General features: G+C 71.0%; 19 protein-coding genes. 7 read left to right on the top strand and 12 right to left on the bottom strand.

Translation table 11 applies throughout. From position 1 onward, the window contains the following. The first annotated feature begins 119 nt into the window (after positions 1-119). The gene (gene lnt / locus ABZ845_RS13555; protein ID WP_360977645.1) at positions 120-1,694 is read left to right on the top strand and encodes an apolipoprotein N-acyltransferase; all 1,575 of its coding nucleotides are present in this window, start codon (positions 120-122) and stop codon (positions 1,692-1,694) included. Here lnt and ABZ845_RS13550 read toward each other — a convergent pair. Further along, positions 1,612-2,523 carry a Gfo/Idh/MocA family oxidoreductase gene (locus ABZ845_RS13550; RefSeq protein WP_360977642.1) on the bottom strand — a complete coding sequence of 304 codons (912 nt, stop codon included), beginning with the start codon at positions 2,521-2,523 and terminating at the stop codon, positions 1,612-1,614. The genes lnt and ABZ845_RS13550 overlap by 83 nt on opposite strands. Continuing rightward, entirely contained in the window at positions 2,495-3,769 is a 1,275-nt protein-coding gene (locus ABZ845_RS13545) for an FAD-dependent monooxygenase (RefSeq protein ID WP_360977639.1), read from the bottom strand. Before ABZ845_RS13545 ends, ABZ845_RS13550 begins: the two co-directional genes overlap by 29 nt. A 105-nt stretch (positions 3,770-3,874) precedes the next feature. Between ABZ845_RS13545 and ABZ845_RS13540 the strand changes: the two genes are divergently transcribed. After that, positions 3,875-4,465, top strand: a complete 591-nt coding sequence (locus ABZ845_RS13540) for a TetR family transcriptional regulator C-terminal domain-containing protein (RefSeq protein WP_360977636.1) — start codon at positions 3,875-3,877, stop codon at positions 4,463-4,465. A gap of 727 nt (positions 4,466-5,192) precedes the next feature. On the opposite strand, the gene ABZ845_RS13535 is transcribed toward ABZ845_RS13540, so the two are convergent. From ABZ845_RS13535 to ABZ845_RS13505, 7 genes are all read right to left on the bottom strand, one after another. Continuing rightward, positions 5,193-5,759 carry a hypothetical protein gene (locus ABZ845_RS13535; RefSeq protein ID WP_360977633.1) on the bottom strand — a complete coding sequence of 189 codons (567 nt, stop codon included), beginning with the start codon at positions 5,757-5,759 and terminating at the stop codon, positions 5,193-5,195. Positions 5,760-5,974: 215 nt separating this feature from the next. After that, positions 5,975-6,658: a uracil-DNA glycosylase gene (gene ung / locus ABZ845_RS13530; protein WP_360977630.1), complete on the bottom strand. Its 684-nt coding sequence runs from the start codon at positions 6,656-6,658 to the stop codon at positions 5,975-5,977. A 91-nt stretch (positions 6,659-6,749) separates the two neighbouring features. After that, positions 6,750-8,330: an ABC transporter substrate-binding protein gene (locus ABZ845_RS13525; RefSeq protein WP_360977627.1), complete on the bottom strand. Its 1,581-nt coding sequence runs from the start codon at positions 8,328-8,330 to the stop codon at positions 6,750-6,752. Positions 8,331-8,522: 192 nt separating this feature from the next. Beyond that, on the bottom strand, positions 8,523-9,284 hold the full coding sequence (locus tag ABZ845_RS13520; RefSeq protein WP_360977624.1) for an SDR family oxidoreductase: 762 nt from the start codon (positions 9,282-9,284) through the stop codon (positions 8,523-8,525). Positions 9,285-9,299: 15 nt separating this feature from the next. Continuing rightward, the gene (gene fabG / locus ABZ845_RS13515) at positions 9,300-10,061 is read right to left on the bottom strand and encodes a 3-oxoacyl-ACP reductase FabG (RefSeq protein WP_360977621.1); all 762 of its coding nucleotides are present in this window, start codon (positions 10,059-10,061) and stop codon (positions 9,300-9,302) included. 161 nt (positions 10,062-10,222) lie between these two features. Beyond that, a complete protein-coding gene (locus tag ABZ845_RS13510) occupies positions 10,223-10,606 on the bottom strand; it encodes a DUF3037 domain-containing protein (protein ID WP_360977618.1) in 384 nt (127 codons plus the stop codon). Further along, positions 10,603-11,376 carry a HipA family kinase gene (locus ABZ845_RS13505; RefSeq protein WP_360977615.1) on the bottom strand — a complete coding sequence of 258 codons (774 nt, stop codon included), beginning with the start codon at positions 11,374-11,376 and terminating at the stop codon, positions 10,603-10,605. The genes ABZ845_RS13510 and ABZ845_RS13505 overlap by 4 nt, the downstream gene beginning before the upstream one ends. A 218-nt stretch (positions 11,377-11,594) precedes the next feature. Here ABZ845_RS13505 and ABZ845_RS13500 point away from each other — a divergent pair, with 218 nt between their 5' ends. Continuing rightward, positions 11,595-12,098, top strand: coding sequence for a Rieske (2Fe-2S) protein (locus ABZ845_RS13500; protein ID WP_360977612.1), 504 nt, complete (start codon positions 11,595-11,597; stop codon positions 12,096-12,098). Positions 12,099-12,144: 46 nt separating this feature from the next. On the opposite strand, the gene ABZ845_RS13495 is transcribed toward ABZ845_RS13500, so the two are convergent. After that, a complete protein-coding gene (locus ABZ845_RS13495; protein WP_360977609.1) occupies positions 12,145-12,792 on the bottom strand; it encodes a cysteine hydrolase in 648 nt (215 codons plus the stop codon). Between the two features lie 142 nt (positions 12,793-12,934). Here ABZ845_RS13495 and ABZ845_RS13490 point away from each other — a divergent pair, with 142 nt between their 5' ends. Continuing rightward, on the top strand, positions 12,935-13,402 hold the full coding sequence (locus tag ABZ845_RS13490; RefSeq protein WP_360977606.1) for a pyridoxamine 5'-phosphate oxidase family protein: 468 nt from the start codon (positions 12,935-12,937) through the stop codon (positions 13,400-13,402). A gap of 29 nt (positions 13,403-13,431) precedes the next feature. Here the strand turns inward: ABZ845_RS13490 and ABZ845_RS13485 are convergent, their stop codons facing one another. Further along, positions 13,432-14,349, bottom strand: a complete 918-nt coding sequence (locus tag ABZ845_RS13485; RefSeq protein WP_360977603.1) for a LysR family transcriptional regulator — start codon at positions 14,347-14,349, stop codon at positions 13,432-13,434. 74 nt (positions 14,350-14,423) lie between these two features. Here ABZ845_RS13485 and ABZ845_RS13480 point away from each other — a divergent pair, with 74 nt between their 5' ends. Continuing rightward, positions 14,424-15,407: a DMT family transporter gene (locus ABZ845_RS13480; RefSeq protein ID WP_360977600.1), complete on the top strand. Its 984-nt coding sequence runs from the start codon at positions 14,424-14,426 to the stop codon at positions 15,405-15,407. 1 nt (position 15,408) lies between these two features. Here ABZ845_RS13480 and ABZ845_RS13475 read toward each other — a convergent pair whose 3' ends face one another. Continuing rightward, entirely contained in the window at positions 15,409-16,740 is a 1,332-nt protein-coding gene (locus ABZ845_RS13475; protein WP_360977597.1) for an aminotransferase class I/II-fold pyridoxal phosphate-dependent enzyme, read from the bottom strand. A gap of 36 nt (positions 16,741-16,776) precedes the next feature. Between ABZ845_RS13475 and ABZ845_RS13470 the strand changes: the two genes are divergently transcribed. Further along, positions 16,777-17,466, top strand: a complete 690-nt coding sequence (locus ABZ845_RS13470; RefSeq protein WP_360977594.1) for a pyridoxamine 5'-phosphate oxidase family protein — start codon at positions 16,777-16,779, stop codon at positions 17,464-17,466. After that, on the top strand, positions 17,466-18,098 hold the full coding sequence (locus ABZ845_RS13465) for an FMN-binding negative transcriptional regulator (protein WP_360977591.1): 633 nt from the start codon (positions 17,466-17,468) through the stop codon (positions 18,096-18,098). Before ABZ845_RS13470 ends, ABZ845_RS13465 begins: the two co-directional genes overlap by 1 nt. Positions 18,099-18,101: the final 3 nt, after the last annotated feature.

Raw genomic sequence — 18,101 nt, 5'->3', positions numbered from 1 at the left:
GGTCCGACAGAACACCGGCGTCCGAGGAAGCGCCGCTCCCCCTCACACCTCCACACCCCCTGTCGTAGATCGTCCGGGGCGCGCACACTGGAGATGTGTACCGGGGAGGGAGGCGTTCAATGAGGATGCCCGGCGACTGGCTCACCCACCGCTGGAGGCGTGCTCTCGTCGCCGTGTTCGCGGGTGCCCTGCCCGTGTTCGCCTTTCCGGCACCGTCCTGGTGGTGGTTCGCGTATGTCTGCCTGGTCCCGTGGATCCTGCTCATACGGTCGGCGCCGACGGGACGGAGGGCCGCCTACGACGGCTGGCTCGGCGGCTTCGGCTTCATGGTGGCCGTGCATCACTGGCTGATCCCGAGCCTGAACGTGTTCACGTTCGTCATAGCCGCGCTGCTGGGCGCGCTGTGGGCGCCCTGGGGCGGGCTGGTGCGGCACTTCCTGGCCGGGGCGCCCAGCCGCCCCCGTGTGGCCGCCGCTCTCTTCGTGCTGCCCTCGGGCTGGCTGCTGGTGGAACTCGTACGCTCCTGGCAGGGGCTCGGCGGCCCCTGGGGGCTGCTCGGGTCGAGCCAGTGGCAGGTGCACCCCGCGCTGCGGCTCGCCTCGATCGGCGGGGTGTGGCTGCTGAGCTTCCTGGTGGTGGCCGTCAACGTCGCTCTCGCGGTGCTCGTGTCGGTGCGCGAGGCGCGCGTCCCCGCGCTGGCCGGGCTCGTCGCCACGGCCACCGTGACCTCGTCCGCCTGGGCGTGGGCGCCGAGGCCGGACGTCGACGGCCGGGTGCGGGTCGCCGTCGTCCAGCCCGGCATGGTCGACGGTTCCGACAGCGCCATGCGGCGCTTCGGCCTCGAGGAGTCACTCACCCGCCGGCTCGCCGGACAGCATGTGGACCTGGTCGTCTGGGGTGAGAGCAGTGTCGGGTTCGATCTCGCGGACCGGCCCGATCTGGCACGCCGCGTCGCGGAGCTGTCCAGGGTGGTGAAGGCCGACATCCTGGTCAATGTCGACGCCCGCCGCTCCGACCGACGCGGCATCTACAAGAGTTCCGAGCTCATCGGCCCAGGCGGCCCCACCGGCGACCGGTACGACAAGATGCGACTCGTGCCGTTCGGTGAGTACATACCGGCGCGGTCCGTGCTCGGATGGGCCACCTCGGTCGGCAGGGCGGCCGGTGAGGACCGCAGGCGCGGCAGCGAACAGGTGGTCATGGACGCCGGGCACGGGCTGCGTGTGGGGCCGTTGATCTGTTTCGAGACCGCGTTCCCCGACATGAGCCGTCATCTCGCCGAGGACGGCGCGGACATGCTGGTCGCCCAGTCCTCCACATCGACGTTCCAGCACAGCTGGGCGCCCGAGCAGCATGCCTCGCTGGCGGCGCTGCGCGCGGCGGAGACCGGCCGCCCGATGGTGCACGCCACGCTGACCGGCGTCTCCGCCGTCTACGGCCCGGACGGTGAGCGCATCGGCTCCTGGCTCGGTACGGGTCGCAGTACGTCGGCGGTGTACGACGTCCCGCTCGCGCACGGCGTGACCCCGTACGCCCGCTTCGGCGACTGGCCGGTGTACGGTGCCCTGCTGATCCTGGCCGGCATGTGCGCGGCGGAGGGGCTGCGGGCGTTCAGAGTACGACGGGGCGCTCCTGTACCGCAGTCACCACCCGCTCGCACAGTTCATGAGTCTCCAGTGCGTCACGGGCACTGAGCACCTTTCCCGCACGCGCCGCGTCGAGGAAGGCGAGCGCGGCCTGTTCGATGCCCCGCTGCCGGGCCACCGGGACCCAGTCCCCGCGCCGCCGCAGGGTCGGCTGGCCCTTGTGGTCGATGATCTCGGCGAGGTTGAGCACCTGCCGCTTGGTGTCCTGACCGGAGACCTCCAGGATCTCCTCCGCGGACCCGCTCAGCCGGTTCATCACGCCCAGCGCGGTGAAACCGTCGCCTGCCAGTTGCAGGACGACGTGGTGCAACAGCCCGTCCTGGACCCGGGCCCGTACGGTCACGTCGTCCACCGGGCCGGGCACCAGGAACCGCAGTGTGTCTACGACGTGGATGAAGTCGTCGAGGATCATGGTGCGGGGTTCCTCGGGCAGTCCGATGCGGTTCTTCTGCATCAGGATCAGCTCGCGGGGGTGCTCGGCACAGCGCATGTATCCGGGAGCGTGACGCCTGTTGAAGCCGACCGCCAGGCTGACACCACGGTCCTCCGCGAGCCGCACCAGCCGTTCCGAATCGGCCAGCTCGTACGCGAGGGGCTTGTCGACGTAGGTGGGTACGCCCGCCTCCAGCAGACGTGTGACGATCTCCGGGTGGGAGGGGGTGGGCGCGTGCACGAACGCCGCGTCCAGGTTCTGGGCGATGAGCGCGTCAAGGCCGACGTGCCGCTGTGGTCCGGGGAGGCGCAGAGTGTCGGCCACGCGGTGGAGCGTGGCGGGGGTCCTTGTCTGCAGGTGCAGTTCGAGCCCCGGCTGCATCCCCAGCACCGGCAGATACGCCTTCTGCGCGATGTCACCGAGTCCGATGCAGCCGACCTTCACGGGGCCTCTCCTGGGAATTCTGGGAATCGCCGACGGGTGCCTCGTCGGAAGCATGCGGCTGTCGCGGGGGCCGCCAGTCGGCGATGCCGTCGAAGCCGCGCAGCAGCAGCGCCGGCGCGGCCTTGGAGACAGCGGTGATCGAGGCGTTGCGTACGGCGATCGGCACCCGACCGGTCGTCATGGTCAGGCGGGCGGCCCGCACGGCCCGACGGGTGATGGCGGTCGTCCGGGGCAGCCGGTCCGCCGTGTAGGCGGCGAGACCGTCGATGACGGACGTCCCGTCCCCTTCGCCCGGACCAGGCCGGGGCCCGCGCAGGGCGAGCACGATCGCGTCCTCGATGGCCTGGTTGCCGCCCTGGCCCAGCGTCGGCGGCATGGCGTGCGCGGCGTCTCCCACCAGGGCGACCCGGCCCCGGTGGTAGGCGGGCAGGGGCTCGGCGATGTGGTGCACGTCGTGGCGCAGTACGTCCGTCGGACGGGCGGCGGCGAGTACGGCCGGAACCGGATCGTGCCAGTCACCGAATAGTCGTACGAGTTCGGCCTTCTCGTCGTCCGGTGCACGGCGCCCGGCGGGCACGACGGCTGCGGCGTACGCGTAGACCCGGCCGTCGTTGAGCGGGTGCGTGCCCCACATACGCCCCCTGCCCCAGGTCTCGTGCGAGTCGAACTCCGCGCCGGGCACCGGTATCACGACCCGCCAGGTGGTGAACCCGGAGTAGACGGCCCCGGGGTGGCCGGGGAACAGGGTCCGGCGGACCCCGGAGTGGATGCCGTCGGCGGCCACGACCAGGTCGGCCTCCAGTTCGCCGTCCGCCACGGCGACCCGGGCCGGGCGGTCCGCATCGCCTGGATCGATGAGTTCCGCCCGCGCGTCCGTACGGATGGCGGCGGGCGGGATCCGGGACATCAGGCTGTTCACGAGTGTGGCCCGGTGCAGCAGGACGAGCGGGCCGCCGAAGCGCTCGGCCGCCGCGGCGGCGCTGGTACGGGAGAGCCAGTGGCCGCGCGGGGTGCGCAGCCCACCGCCGCCCCGCCAGGCGGCGAGGTCGCGGATCTCCTCCCCGACGCCGATGACGTCCAGGGCGCGCAGGGCGTTCGGGGCGAGCGAGATGGCGGCGCCGACCGGCTCCAGGGAGCGGGCCCGCTCCAGCACGGTGACCCGCAGCCCGGTCTGATGCAGGGCCACGGCCGCGGTGAGCCCTCCGATACCGCCGCCGATGACCACGGCGTGCGACGGCTGTGCCATGACTCCTCCTGAGTGCGTCGTCGGCCACCACAACGGCACTACAGATGTAGTCGACCGTCGCGCCGACTGTACTACGGATGTAGTCGCACGGGTAGGTTGAGCTCCATGTCCGCACGCACCACGGGCGCCTCCCGCGCCGACCTCATCGCCGACAGCGCACTCGCCCTGCTCGCGGAGCGGGGCATGCGCGGGCTGACGCACCGGGCGGTCGACGAGGCCGCGGGGCTGCCCACGGGCTCGACCTCGAACCTCGCACGGACCCGCTCCGCACTTCTGGAACTCGCGGTACGACGCCTCGCCGACCGGGAGGCCAGGGTCCTCGGTCCGCTCGAGACCCCTGGGCCCGGCGACGGGCTGGGCGCCGTGGTGGACGGCCTGGCTCTGGCCGCCTACCGCTCCCTGACGCGTAACCGTGAACTGACCCTCGCCCGCTACGAGTTGGCGCTGGAGGCGACGCGCAGGCCAGAGTTGAGGCGCTACTTCGACGCGACGGGCGCCCGCTTCCGTGACCAACTGGCCGCCCTGGTCACGGCCTTGGGGTCGACCGCCCCGGATCGCCATGTGCTGTCACTGGTGGCCTGGCTGGACGGCCTGATGTTCTCCTGCGTGGCCGGTTCCTTCACCGCGGACGTGCCCAGCCTCGACGAGGTACGCACCGGCCTGCGGGAACTGCTCGACGCCATGCTCCGCACATGACGGCCCACCACAAGCGCGCGGCGCCCAGCGTGGCGCAAAACGTCACCTCCGGCGAATTCGCGTCCCTCCGTCCGGGGCCGTAGATCACCCGTGCGGGGCATCCTCCGCCTGTCCGCTCCCCAAACCGACCCTGACCCAGCAAAGTTGCGCAGGTGCATCGAACGACGACGACCGCAATCCTCCTGGTCACCGTGGCCGTCTCGGCCCTTACCGGCTGTGTGAGCGTCGAGGGCCCGCTCGCTCCCGACCCGCCGCCGGCGCCCTCGAAGCCCTCGGCGCCACGTCCCGACGGGAGCTCGAGTCCCCGAGTCGTGCAGGCCCCGGCGCGGGAGGCACTGGGGATGGTGCCGCCCTCCGCGGGCTCCTCGCCCGCAGCTGACGCCCTGGACGGCGATCACGCTCCCCTGACCGGCCCCGGTGCGGGGCCTCGAGCGGGAGGGCGCCTGCCGGAGGCCCTGCCTCCGGAGCAGCCCCCGTCCTGGCCGCATGTCGCGGTTCCGCCGACCGTGTCCGGGAGAGTCCCGAGGAATGCGGATGTGTGCGCGCTCGGCCGCCGATACGGCGGGTGGCGGCCCGACAGCCCCGCGGCGGTCATCTGCGGCAGGGTCTACCGGCGTTGAACCCGGGTCCTTGAAGGCCCGGCCGATTCCCGGGCGGCGCCCCTTCCGGAGGCCGGACGGATGACCCCGTCCTACGGGTACCTGCCATACGGGTATGGTCCTACTCCCTACGGGTAATGCCTCTGCGGCCCCAGACCGTCCCCGCCCGGGCCGTCCGCCGGCCCTGGCCGGCCCCCGGGTGTGCCGCCCCCCGCCGGCCACTCCTCGACCAGCCGCCGCTCCAGGCGTGCGATCGCCGCCCTGATGCCGTCGCCGTAACGGTCGTCGCCGAGGATGCCGACCGCACCGCGCGCCTGGCACAGATGGACATGGGCGGCGTCGGAGCGGCCGAGCTTCACATAGTCGGCCGCGAGGTTGAGATGCAGCGAGGGGTAGAACGCGCGTATGGCGAGCGCGCCGTCATGGTCGGCGACGCCCTCGTCGGTGAATTCCTCGGCGGCCGAGAGCGCCCGGAGATCCCAGGCGAGCTCGTCCGCGGGGTCGTCCTGGGTGTCCGCCATGTAGTGCGCGAGGGTGCAGCGATGCAGCGGGTCGCCGTCTTCTCCGATCTCCGCCCACAGGCGCAGGAACCGGTCCCGGGCCTCCTCCCGGTCTCCGCCGTGGTGCAGCATGACACCCTGACCGATCCGGGTCAGGACGGCGTCCGGCACCGCCTGCTCCTGTCGCTCCACCATCGCCGCCTCCGTGCTCGTCGCCCTCCCCCACTCCCGGCTTCGCACGAGCCACGAGCGGGGGACGCCATCCACGACGCTAACCGCCGCCACCCACTCTCGCGATCAGAGGGCTCCGTACGCGCGCTGGGCCAAGACGGTGACGGAGCCGGGCTGGCGGCGCCGAGCGTGCGGGTCCGGTCCCGGCCTGCTGTGCGGCCCGGACCCGCCGAGGGGCCTCAGCCGAGGTCGGGGATCGTCCAGTCGACCCGCTCGTGCCCCTGCCGGGCCACCGCCTCGTTGATCTGCGTGAACGGACGGGAACCGAAGAACTTCTTCGCCGACAGGGGCGAGGGGTGGGCGCCCTTCACCACGACGTGGCGCGTCTCGTCGATCAGTGGCAGCTTCTTCTGCGCGTAGTTGCCCCACAGCACGAACACCGCCGGGTCGGGGCGGCCTGCCACGGCACGGATCACCGCGTCCGTGAACTTCTCCCAGCCCTTGCCCTTGTGCGAGTTGGCCTCGCCGGCGCGGACCGTGAGCACCGCGTTGAGCAGCAGCACGCCCTGCTCGGCCCACGGCATCAGATAGCCGTTGTCCGGCACCGGTGTGCCCAGCTCGTCCTGCATCTCCTTGTAGATGTTCCGCAGCGAGGGCGGGGTCTTCACTCCGGGCCGCACGGAGAAGCACAGGCCGTGTCCCTGGCCTTCGCCGTGGTACGGGTCCTGGCCGAGGACCAGGACCTTCACCTTCTCGAACGGCGTGGCGGCGAGTGCGGCGAAGACCTCCTCACGCGGAGGATAGACGGGACCCTTGGCGCGCTCCTCCTCTACGAACTCGACGAGTTCCTTGAAGTAGGGCTGCTGCAGTTCGTCGCCCAGGACGCCGCGCCAGGACTCCGGCAGCATGGCGATGTCGGTCACGTCAAGTTCCTCCGATGTGCGGTCACTTCCAGGCCTCAGAACCTACAGGTGGCCACTGACAACGGGGGCGCGAACCCGATCGGGAGGGTGCCTACCAGCTGGTCTTGCGGGACAGCTCCCACATCAACATGATCGTCGAAGGGTCGAGCGCCCGCTCCCCGCCGGAGATGTCGTCGCTCTCCGCGACGAACTGCTTGCCCTGCCACAGCGGGAGCAGCCGCGCGTCGTTCACCAGTATCTGCTGGGCCTGCTCGAACGGCTTCACCACCTTGGCGCGGTCGCTCTCGCGCCGGGACTGCGGCAGCAGCACGTTCGTGATCTGCGGCGACTGATAGGGGGTGCCGAGTGCGTTCTGCTGCCCGACGAACGGGGAGATGTAGTTGTCGGGGTCCGGGAAGTCGGGGAACCAGCCGCGCCCGAACACCGGGTACTCGCCCTTCTGGTAGCCCTCCACGTACGTCTTCCAGGGGCGGCTCTTCAGCGTGATCTGGAAGAGCCCGGAGCTGTCGAGCTGCCGCTTGATCTCCTGGAACTCGGGAGCGGTCTCGGAGCCGTACCGGTCGGTGGTGTACCAGAGGGTCAGCGGGACACGCTGGTGGATGCCCGCGTCGGAGAGGATCTTCCGGGCCCTGGAGGTGCTGGGATCGCCGAAGTCGTCGAAGAAGTCGGTGGTGTGCCCGGTGAGCCCGGCCGGGACCATGGAGTAGAGCGGTTCGACGGTGTCCTTGTAGACGTTGTGCGCTATCGCGCCCCGGTCCAGGAGCTGGGACACGGCCCTGCGGACGGCGAGCTTGCCGGCCCACGGGTCCTTCGGATTGAACACCAGGTAGTTGATCTCGATGCCCGAGTTCTCCACGAGCTGGATGGAGTTGCCGGATGAACGGCTCTGCAATGCCACGATGTCCCCCGCGCCCAGACCGCGGTAGGTGATGTCGATCTTCGCGCTCTTGAGGGCACCGACCATGCTGGCGGAGTCCTGGAAGTACCGGATGGTGACCGCGTTGTTCTTGCGCTCGGCGTACCCCTTGTAGCGGCTGTTCCCGACGAGCCGGGCCTCCTTGCCCTCCTGGTAGGACTGGAGTGTGTAGGGCCCGGAGCCCGTTGTTCTGCCGTCCTTGCGTATCTGTGTGGCGGAGTAGTCGGCCGGGTCGACGATCGACATGGCGGGTGTGGCGAGGATGAACGGGAACGTGGCGTCGGGCTCCTTCAGATGGAAGACGACCTCACGCTCCCCCTTCGTCTCGACGCTCCCGAGGCTGCCCAGGAGGCCGGCCGGCCCACCGGGCACGTTGATCCGCTTGATGCGGTCGATGGAGTACTTCACGGACCGCGCGTCGAGCTTGTCGCCGTTGGAGAACGTCAGACCCGGGCGCAGGACACAGCTGTAGGACAGGCTCGTCCCGTCGGTGAAGGCACAGTGCTGAGCGGCGTCGGGGCCGGGCTCGGTGGCGCCGTCGGGGTAGTTGAGCAGGGTCTGGTACACATTGCGGAACAGCTCCCAGGAACTGTCCCAGGAGGCCGCCGGGTCCAGCGTGCTCGGCGAACTGGTGGTGCCGACGACGATCGGTCCCTTGTCGTCGGAGGACCCCGAGGAGAGCGCACCACAGCCGGCCACCAGGGACAGGGACGTGATCGCCGCCAGCTGACGCAGACAGCGGTTCCGGTTGAACACCCGCGCACTCCTCGATCTGCCGTTCCAGGGGTTGGCGGCAGACCCTACCGCAGCCCAGGGCCGAGAGGCCTGGTTCACGGAGGGGTACTTGACCAGGGTGTGGATGACGTCGTTGTCAGTTGTCCTTTTGTCCGGTACGCCTCGACACGGGCGCCGCTTCTGTCCACGCGGCGCCCGTGTCACGGGTCCGGCTCAGCCGACCCCGGCGTTCAGGAAGATGCCGCCGTCGACGACGAGCGTCTGGCCGGTGATCCAGTCGGACTGGTCCGAGGTGAGGAACGCGGCGGCGCCTCCGATGTCGGAGGGCACGCCGAGCCGGGCGAGCGGGTAGGCCGCGGCGGCCTCCGCCTCCCGGCCCTCGTAGAGCGCCTGCGCGAACTTGGTCTTCACCACGGCCGGTGCGATCGAGTTGACCCGCACCATGGGCGCGAACTCGTGCGCCAGCTGCAGGGTCAGGCTGATCATGGCGGCCTTGCTGATGCCATACGCGCCTATGAACGGCGAGGCCGAGAGGCCGGCCACGGAGGCGATGTTGACGATCGCCCCGCCGTTCTCGCTCTGCCAGGCCCTCCAGGTCTGCTGGGCGAAGCCGAGTGCCGAGACGACGTTCGTCTCGAACACCTTGCGGGCCACATTCAGGTCGAGCTCGGCGATCGGGCCGAACACCGGGTTCGTACCGGCGTTGTTGACCAGGAAGTCGACGCGGCCGAATGCCTCCATCGTGGCTTCCACGGCAACGGCCTGGTGGGCCTCGTCGTGGGCCTTGCCCGCGACGCCGATCACGCGGTCGGCGCCGAGGGCCTCGACGGCCTCCTTCAGGGCGTCCTCGTTGCGGCCGGTGATGCAGACGCGGTCACCGCGGGCGACGAGCGCCTCGGCGATGCCGTAGCCGATGCCGCGGCTGGCGCCCGTGACGAGGGCCACCTTGCCGGAGAGTTCGGGCTGTGCGGTCATGTTCGTTTCCCGGCCCTAGTCGAGCGGTCCGCCGGCGACGTACAGCACCTGGCCGGAGACGAATCCGGCCTGCTCGCCCGTGAAGAAGGCGATCGCGTTGGCGATGTCGTCGGGCTCGCCGACGCGCTGCACGGGGATCTGGGTGGCGGCGACGGCCTTGAAGTCGTCGAAGCCCATGCCGACGCGGTCGGCCGTGGCCTTGGTCATCTCGGTGGCGATGAAGCCCGGGGCGACGGCGTTGGCGGTGATGCCGAACTTGCCGAGCTCCTTGGCGAGGGTCTTGGTGAAGCCCTGCAGGCCCGCCTTGGCGGCGGAGTAGTTCACCTGGCCGCGGTTGCCGAGCGCCGAGGAGGAGGAGAGGTTGACGATACGGCCGAAGCCCGCGTCCACCATGTGCTTCTGGAGCGCGCGCGACATCAGGAACGCACCGCGCAGGTGCACGTTCATGACGGTGTCCCAGTCCGAGACGCTCATCTTGAACAGCAGGTTGTCGCGGAGCACGCCCGCGTTGTTGACGAGGATCGTCGGCGCGCCCAGTTCCTCGGCGATGCGCGCGACGGCCGCCTCGACCTGCGCCTCGTCCGAGACGTCGCAGCCCACGGCGATGGCCTTGCCGCCGGCGGCGGTGATCTTCTCCACGGTGTCCTTGCACGCGGCCTCGTCGAGGTCGATCACCGCGACGGAGCGGCCCTCGGCGGCCAGTCGTACCGCGGTCGCGGCGCCGATGCCGCGCGCACCGCCGGTGACGACGGCGACCCGCTGCTCAGTGGTGGACATTGCTGGTTCTCCTCGCCCTTGGAAAGCGTGGAACGCCTTCGTAAAAGTCTGCGGCTCCCACGGTACGCCCAAAGGTGAGCGACCGCTTAGTACCTTCAATAGACGTGACGCTAGAAGCCCTGGCACCCGGTGTCAACGGTGCATGCGGTCCATGTGATCCATTACCTCACAAGGAGGTCCAGCAACCGCTCCGCCTCGACGGCCGGGTCCGCGGTCAGTCCGGTGTGCACGGGCCCGGGCTGCACGACCGTCGAACGGGGCGCGATCAGCCAGCGAAAGCGGCGCCCGGCGTCGTCGTGGGCCGCCTGACCGGCCGCCGCGCCACCGGCGCACACGCCCTCCACGGCGCTCAGCGCGGCGCGCACGCCGGCCACGTCCGCGCCCGGATCCAGCGCCAGCAGCCTGCCCTCGTCCAGATGCGTCCGGGCGGCGACGTACGACCTGGCCCGGCAGTACACCAGCACGCCCGCGTTGATGCACTCGCCCCGCTCGACCCTCGGCACGATCCTCAGCAGCGCGTACTCGAAGACGTCACGCCCGCTCACTTGTCCCCCTCGAGGGCCTCGACGCCCCGGATGCGTTCATGGATGTCGGCGGCACGGGCCAGCAAGGGCCGCGCGTAGGCACTGCGCAGCTCGTCAGGGGTGCCGAAGCCCGGCTCGCCGGTCAGCCACTCGTCCGGGATCGCGGCGGTCACCTCGGCGAGCAGCTGCTCGGTCACGAGCGGTGCCAGCTCGGCGGCGGCCCCGGCCACGTCCGGCGCGAACGGAGCGAGGGCGTGGTCGGACGCGTCGTAGGGCCGGGCGGCGGATACCTCGGCACCGGGCCAGTTGTGGTGCCAGATCATGGTGGCGCCGTGGTCGATGAGCCACAGGTCACCCCGCCACATCAGCAGGTTGGGATTGCGCCAGGAGCGGTCCACGTTGTTCACGAGCGCGTCGAACCAGACGATCCGTCCGGCCTCCGCGGAGCCGACCGTGAAGGCGAGCGGGTCGAAGCCGATCGCGCGGCTGAGGAAGTCCATGCCGAGGTTGCGTCCGCCGCTCGACTTGAGCAGCTCCTGTACCTCCTGGTCGGGCTCGCCGAGGCCCAGCACCGGATCGAGGCCGATCGTCACCAGCCCTGGCACCCGCAGGCCCAGGCGGCGGGCGAGCTCCCCGCAGACGACCTCGGCGACGAGCGTCTTGCGGCCCTGCCCGGCGCCGGTGAATTTCATGACGTACGTCCCGAGGTCGTCGGCCTCGACAAGCCCCGGCAACGACCCTCCCTCACGCAGCGGCGTGATGTAGCGGGTCGCGATGACTTCCTTCAGCATCGCCCCAGGTTACTGACGCGTCGACGGTCCCGGGACACGGCCAGGGGATCGGTTGTGTCCCCCTGACAGCCGAACGGCAGGCGTGTTTGACGGATCCCCCATGCCGGAGAGGCCAAGATCACGACGTTGCCTGAACGGCCACCGGCCCCGGTCCGTACCACCGGACAGACAGATCTGCGAAGGCAGTTCGAGAAGTATCCGTGGAAGGGAACGTCAGCATGACCAGCGAATCGCTCCAGCCCGCTCCGGGACCGGCCCGCCGCACGGTCATGGCGGCGGCAGGCGCTTCGGGCCTCGCCGTCGCGCTGACCGCGTGCGGGAACTCCGACGACGCCACGTCCACCGGCTCCTCCCAGAACGACAGCACGGCGACCAAGGGCAGCGCGCCCAGCGGCGGGACGCAGGGCAGCAGCAGTCCCGGCGCCGGCTCCGGCGGCACCGTGCTGGCGAAGACGTCCGAGATCCCCGAGGGCGGCGGCAAGGTCTTCGCCGACCAGGGGGTGGTGGTGACCCAGCCGACCGCGGGGTCGTTCAAGGCGTTCTCCTCGAAGTGCACCCACCAGGGCTGCGCGGTGAAGGACATCGCCGACGGTGTGATCATCTGCCCGTGCCACATGAGTGAGTTCTCCGCGACCGACGGCAGTGTGAAGAAGGGCCCGGCGAACCAGCCGCTGCCCACCGCGAAGATCACCGTGTCCGGGGACGAGATCAAGCTCGCGTGAACGCGGGTGTGCCGCTGCTGAGGTCCGCCGCGTCCGGCGCGGCGGCTCAGCGCTCCGCCTGGTGCCGCGGTCCGAGACAGGCCAGGACCTGGTCCGTCGTCGCGACCGTGGCGACCAGTGCGAGAGTGTTGCTGATCATCGCGTGTGTGTAGTCGGAGGGCACCCCCGCGATGGCATCGGCGGGCACGACGGCGGTGTAGCCGTGGTTGACCGCGTCGAACACCGCGTTGGGGATGGCCACATTGGCGGAGACGCCCGTGACGACCAGCGTACGGCAGCCCAGGTTGCGCAGGAGCGCGTCGACCTCGGTGCCGGCGAGGGGCGACAGGCCGTGCAGTCTGCGCACGACGAGGTCGTCCCCGGTCACCTCGATGGGTGCGGCGACGCGTACCGCCGCGCTGCCGGACAACTGCTGGACGGGAAGCCGTTCCGCCGCGCGGAAGAGGCGCGCGTTGCGGCTGGCGCCCCTGCTGTCAGGGCGGCGCTCGGCGACCGCGTGGATCACCTGCACCCCGCAATCGTGGGCGGCGGCGACCAGCCGGGCCACATTGGCGAGAGCGCCCGAGGAGCGTGCCTCACCGGCGAGTTCGGGCAGCGCGCTGTCCGGGCCGACGACGCCCTGCTGGCATTCGACGGTGAGCAGCACGGTACTCGGCGGGTCGAGCAGTGCGCTGAGACGTTCCTGCGACGGCATGGCACCCCTTGTCGCCGACGGTCGGGGCGGCGAGATTAGCGGGCGTCGCGTGCGGAAGGAAGAACGCTGTTGCGGGCGGACGACGGACGGCTCATTCTTCTCTGACGTGGTGTCAAACAGGAAGAGCGAGGGGGATGACCGGATGACCGGTACACAGCGCCGAGGGCGCAAGATCATGATGACGCCCGGAGAGCTGGACGACTTTCTCACCACTCAGCGCACCTGCCGTGTGGCGACCGTGTCGGCCGACGGCTTCCCGCACGTGAGCGCACTGTGGTTCGCCTGGGACGGGGTCTCGCTGTGGCTGTACTCAGTGGTGCGCAGCAAGCGCTGGGCCGATCTGCGCCGTGATCCGCGCATAGCCGTCGTGATCGACACGGGCGAGGAGTACGAGCAGTTGCGGGGCGCGGAGCTGTCCGGCAGCGCGGAGTTCGTGGGCGAGAGCCCCCGCACCGGAGAGCTGTGCGCGGAACTCGACTTCCCGGAAACCCTGTTCGCACGCAAGAACTTCGGGCTCGAGGAGATGCCTCACGACGGCCGCCACGCGTGGATCCGGCTGAAGCCCGAGAAGATCGTCTCCTGGGACTTCCGCAAGCTGGGGCTGGGATAGCCCGCCGCCGCCGTACCTTTCGTCGCCGCTCACCCGCCCGGCTCGGCCGACATGTCCTGTCCGGCCGACCGCAGCGCATCCACTGCGGCACGGATGGAGGGGCGGCGGTCGGCGTCGGCCCTCCAGACGACGTAGACGTGCCTACGTACCCGCTGCCGCACGGGCACGGTCACCACGCCCGAGGGCATCGGATGGCGCCCGAGCAGCGGGGCGATACACACCCCGAGCCCGGCGGCGACCAGGTTCAGCTGCGTGTGCGTCTCGGCGGCGCGATGGGCGATGCGCGGCTCCACGCCCTTGGAGCGCAGGGTGAACATCAGCCACTCGTGGCAGAACTCGCCCTCGCCCCAGGTGATCCACTCGTCGTCGGCGAACTCCCCGAGGTCCACCTCGGTCCTGTCCGCGAGCCGGTGCCCCACGGGCATCGCGACTTCCGCCGGGTCGTCGAGGATCGCCGCCTTCACCAGGCCCTCCGGTAGCGGCATCGGCTTGTTGTACCAGTCGAGGACCACCGCGAGATCGAGGTCGCCGCGCACCACCGCGGCCACCCCTTCCTCGGGCTCCAGCTCACTGGAGCGCAGCCGCAGGGCCGGGTGGTGATTTCGCAGCGCGGCCAGCGCCTTGGGGAAGAGTCCGCGTGCCGCCGTCGGGAAGGCCGAAAGCCGCAGCTCGCCGGCCACCTGCCCACGCTGCGCCTCGAGGTCCGCCTGGGCGAGAGCGGCCTGTGACAGGATGCGCGCCGCATGCTCGGCGAGCAGCCTGCCGGCGTCCGTGAGCCGCACTCCGCGTCCGTTCTTGGCCAGGAGCTGCTGCCCGACCTCCCGCTCCAGCTTGGCCATCTGCTGGGAGACGGCCGACGTCGTCACATGCAGTCCTTCCGCCGCGCCGCTGACCGAGCCGTGCCGGGCGAGTGCGTCGAGCGTGCGCAGGCGCTCCAGATTCAACATATAAGCAATACTACGAGATATCGCATGGAAACTCTCGATTGTGCTACGGGGTTGTGGGCGTCATCGTTGGTGTCATGCGCCATGTCGCCCCCGGGCGGGTCTCCTCCGCCACCGCCGCCGATTCCGACTCCGTCTCCTCCCCCGTCCCCGCTCCGCGCCCGCGCGCTCCCCTCTCCCTCGGCTGGCGGGCCCGCTTCGGCGTTCTCTCGCTGATCTGGGGCTTCAGCTTCCTGTTCATCAAGGTCGGCACCGAGGCGTACGCCCCGTTCCAGGTCACGCTCGGCCGTCTGGTGTTCGGCACGGCGGTACTCGGCGCGGCGATGGGCGCCCGGCGTGAGCGCCTCCCGCGTGGTGCCCGTACCTGGGGCCATCTCGCGGTCGCCGCGTTCCTCCTCAACGCGTTGCCGTTCTCGCTCTTCGCGTATTCGGAGCTGAAGATCCCGTCCACGCTCGCGGGCATCTGCAACGCGACCTCGCCGCTGTGGGGCATGGCCCTCTCCCTGGTCGCGCTCTCCGAGGACCGGCCGACCCGGCGCCGGGTCGCGGGACTCGGCCTCGGCTTCCTCGGCGTGCTGACGGTGCTGGGCGCCTGGCAGGGATTCAACGGCGTGAACATGGCGGGTACGGCGCTGGCTCTGCTGGCCTCGCTCAGCTATCCGGTCGGCTGGATCTACGTCCGCCGCACCATGAGCGGCACCGGCAATTCCCATCTGTCGCTGACCGGGGCCCAGTTGCTGCTCGCGACAGCGCAGCTTGCCCTCGTCACACCGCTGTTCACCGCGATGCCGAGCCGACTTCCGGTCGTACCGCTGCTCGCGGTCATGGCACTGGGTGCCCTGGGCACCGGGCTGGCGGTGCTCATCCAGTACGGCCTGGTCGCCGAGGTCGGCCCCACGACGGCGCAGATGGTCACGTACTTCATCCCGGTCATCGCCACCGTGGCGGGCGTCGCCGTCCTCGGCGAGTCGCTGACCTGGGCGACCCCCGTCGGCGCGATCGTCATACTGGCCGGCGCGGCCCTGACGCAGACCCGCCCGAAGGGCGGCCGAGGGGCCTGACTCACACATAGCCCCGGGCCGGCGCCGGGCCCACGGCCGAGGCGACGGCGTCCGCCAGCCGCCGGATCTCCTCCTCGGTCAGCGTCGAGACGGTGATCCTGATGCCCGGCGGGGCGCTCAACCGGAAGCGCGCGCCGGGAGCGACGGCCCAGCCCGCGTGCAGCAGCCGCGCCACAGCGCCGGTCTCGTCCGGGACGGGAACCCACACGTTCATCCCGCTGCGCCCGCGGGCGTCGACACCGCGCCGCGCGAGCGCCTCGATCAGCGCGTCCCGGCGCCTGCCGTACTCCGCCGCGACCTTCCGCGCGTCCACGGCGCCATCGGCCCACAGCCGCACCACGGCCCGCTGGAGGATCAGACCGACCCACCCCGGGCCCAGCCGCTGCCGTCCGCGCACCCGGTCGACGGTGACGGCGTCGCCGGTGAGCACGGCGAGTCGCAGATCGGGCCCGTACGCCTTGGCGACCGAGCGCACGAAGGCCCAGTGCCGGGTGGCGCCGGCGAGGGGGTTGAGCGGAACGTCGACGATCCGGTGGCCGTGATCGTCCTCGATCAGCAGGGTCTCCGGGTGCTCCCTGAGTACGGAGCGCAGGGCACGCGCGCGTGCGGCGCTCACCGCGGCCCCGGTCGGATTCTGGGCCCGGCCGGTGACGATCAGGGCGCGCGCCCCGGCTGCCAGCGCGCCCCGCACGTCGCCGGGGAGCGGCCCTTCGTCGTCGATGCCGACCGGGAGCGTACGCAGGCCGAGCGCCGGGACGAGGTCGAGGGTCCTGCCCCACCCCGGGTCCTCGACGGCCACGGAGTCCCCCGGTTTGAGGTGGGCCGCAAGAACGCGCTCCACGGCGTCGAGCGACCCGGACACGACGACGAGGGGGCCGTCCGGCACCCCGTCCGCGTCCATGTCGGACCGCGCGATCCGTGCCAGTTCCGGGTCCACGGCGACGTGGCCGTACAGCACGGGCTCCCGGTCACCCTGGGCGGCGGCCTCGGCGAACGCCGGAGCCAGTGGCGGCAGCAGCGCGGGATCCGGATTGCCGCCCGCCACATCCCGTACGCCCTCGGGTACGTCCACTCTGATGCTGTCCCGCCCGGTCGTGGCGGGCGCGGGCCGCACCCGGCTGCCGCGGCGTCCGGCGGTCTCGATGACCCCACGCTCGCGCAGGATGCGGTACGCGGCGGCGACCGTGTTCGGGTTCACCTCGAGTTGAGCCGCCAACTCCCGCATGGGCGGGAGCACTTGCCCCGGGTCCAGCTCGCCGGAACCCACCGCGCGCTCGACGCTCGCGGCGATCTCGGCTGCACGCCGCCCCTCGATCCGATATCCTCCTAGCACAAAGCATATTATGCACTAGTGCAATCGGGAGCGCCAATGCAGGGAACCCGGCAGCCGACACCGCCGTCCGCCACCGCCTACACACCGAGCGACCGCACCGTCCCCACGCGCTCCGCGCAGCGGGCTTCGTACGACCGGGAACTGGTGCACTCGATACTCGACGAGGGCCACGTCTGCCATCTCGGCTTCGTGCGCGACGGCGCACCCGTCGTGCTGCCCACGCTGTACTGCCGCGTCGGCGAACGGCTCTACGTCCACGGCTCGACGGGCTCCCGCCCGCTGCGGATGACCGGCGGCGAGACGGACCCCGGTCTCGCGGTCTGCCTGACGGTGACACACGTCGACGGTCTCGTCCTGGCCCGCTCGGCCTTCCATCACTCGATCAACTACCGCTCCGTGGTGGTGCACGGCGTCGCCCGCCAGGTAACCGACCCCGAGGAGAAGCGGACCGCCCTGGACGCGCTGGTCGACCAGGTGGTCGCGGGCCGCTCACGCGACTCGCGTCCCGCCGACAAGAAGGAGCTGGCGGCCACCGCCGTGATCCGCCTCGACCTGGACGAGGTCTCCGCGAAGGTGCGCACGGGCGGCGTGAGCGACGAGCCCGAGGACCTCTCCCTGCCGCACTGGGCCGGCGTCGTCCCGGTCCGCGTCCAGTACGGCACCCCGCTCCCGGATCCTGGTCTCGCGCCCGGCACCGAGCTGCCGGACTACCTCGGAACGCTGTGATGCTGATCCACCCCTGGGACGCTGCACACGAGGACACCGAATGGCAGGACTGGCTCGCCGTCCACGACTTCGGGCAGCTGGCGGTGAACGGCAGGCCGGGCGAACCGCCGTATGTACAGCCGATGCACTTCGCCTACGACGCGGAGCGCGGCGAGGCGGTGACCCATCTGGCGCGGCCGAACCCACTGTGGCCCGCTCTGGAGGCGAACCCGGATGTGCTGCTGACCGTGGTCGACGACTACGTGTACGTGCCCGGTCCCTGGCAGGCGGCGCCGGAGGGCCCGTCCGAAGACGGTGTGCCCACGAGCCTCTACGCGGCGGTCCAACTCCGCTGCAGGGCCCATGTCGTGGACGATCCCGCCGAGAAGGCGGAGCTGCTGAACCGCCAGGTCGGCCACTTCCAGCCGGAGGGCGGCTCGGCCCGGGTCGCCGCGGGTGAGGCACCTTACGGCCGCCGGCTCTCCGGCATCCGCGGGCTACGGCTGGAGGTGGCGGAGGTCCGGGCGAAGTTCAAGTACGCCGGGAAGAGGCCGACAGAGGTCCAGGACCGCATCGCGGTCGAACTGTCCCGGCGGGACGGCCCGCGCGACGGCGTCGCGCGTGAGCATCTGCTGCGCAGGCGCAAGGCGTGAACA

It is taken from the genome of Streptomyces sp. NPDC047022 (assembly GCF_040644155.1).
Taxonomy (GTDB): domain Bacteria; phylum Actinomycetota; class Actinomycetes; order Streptomycetales; family Streptomycetaceae; genus Streptomyces.
This window is presented reverse-complemented; position numbering and strand designations above follow the sequence as displayed.

Bases quoted from the DNA above. Each gene is read 5' to 3' on its own strand.
- lnt (WP_360977645.1), top strand. From the start codon at position 120: ATGAGGATGCCCGGCGACTGGCTCACCCACCGCTGGAGGCGTGCTCTC.
- ABZ845_RS13545 (WP_360977639.1), bottom strand. From the start codon at position 3,769: ATGGCACAGCCGTCGCACGCCGTGGTCATCGGCGGCGGTATCGGAGGG.
- ABZ845_RS13540 (WP_360977636.1), top strand. From the start codon at position 3,875: ATGTCCGCACGCACCACGGGCGCCTCCCGCGCCGACCTCATCGCCGAC.
- ABZ845_RS13535 (WP_360977633.1), bottom strand. From the start codon at position 5,759: ATGGTGGAGCGACAGGAGCAGGCGGTGCCGGACGCCGTCCTGACCCGG.
- ABZ845_RS13520 (WP_360977624.1), bottom strand. From the start codon at position 9,284: ATGACCGCACAGCCCGAACTCTCCGGCAAGGTGGCCCTCGTCACGGGC.
- fabG (WP_360977621.1), bottom strand. From the start codon at position 10,061: ATGTCCACCACTGAGCAGCGGGTCGCCGTCGTCACCGGCGGTGCGCGC.
- ABZ845_RS13505 (WP_360977615.1), bottom strand. From the start codon at position 11,376: ATGCTGAAGGAAGTCATCGCGACCCGCTACATCACGCCGCTGCGTGAG.
- ABZ845_RS13500 (WP_360977612.1), top strand. From the start codon at position 11,595: ATGACCAGCGAATCGCTCCAGCCCGCTCCGGGACCGGCCCGCCGCACG.
- ABZ845_RS13495 (WP_360977609.1), bottom strand. From the start codon at position 12,792: ATGCCGTCGCAGGAACGTCTCAGCGCACTGCTCGACCCGCCGAGTACC.
- ABZ845_RS13490 (WP_360977606.1), top strand. From the start codon at position 12,935: ATGACCGGTACACAGCGCCGAGGGCGCAAGATCATGATGACGCCCGGA.
- ABZ845_RS13485 (WP_360977603.1), bottom strand. From the start codon at position 14,349: ATGTTGAATCTGGAGCGCCTGCGCACGCTCGACGCACTCGCCCGGCAC.
- ABZ845_RS13480 (WP_360977600.1), top strand. From the start codon at position 14,424: ATGCGCCATGTCGCCCCCGGGCGGGTCTCCTCCGCCACCGCCGCCGAT.
- ABZ845_RS13470 (WP_360977594.1), top strand. From the start codon at position 16,777: ATGCAGGGAACCCGGCAGCCGACACCGCCGTCCGCCACCGCCTACACA.
- ABZ845_RS13465 (WP_360977591.1), top strand. From the start codon at position 17,466: ATGCTGATCCACCCCTGGGACGCTGCACACGAGGACACCGAATGGCAG.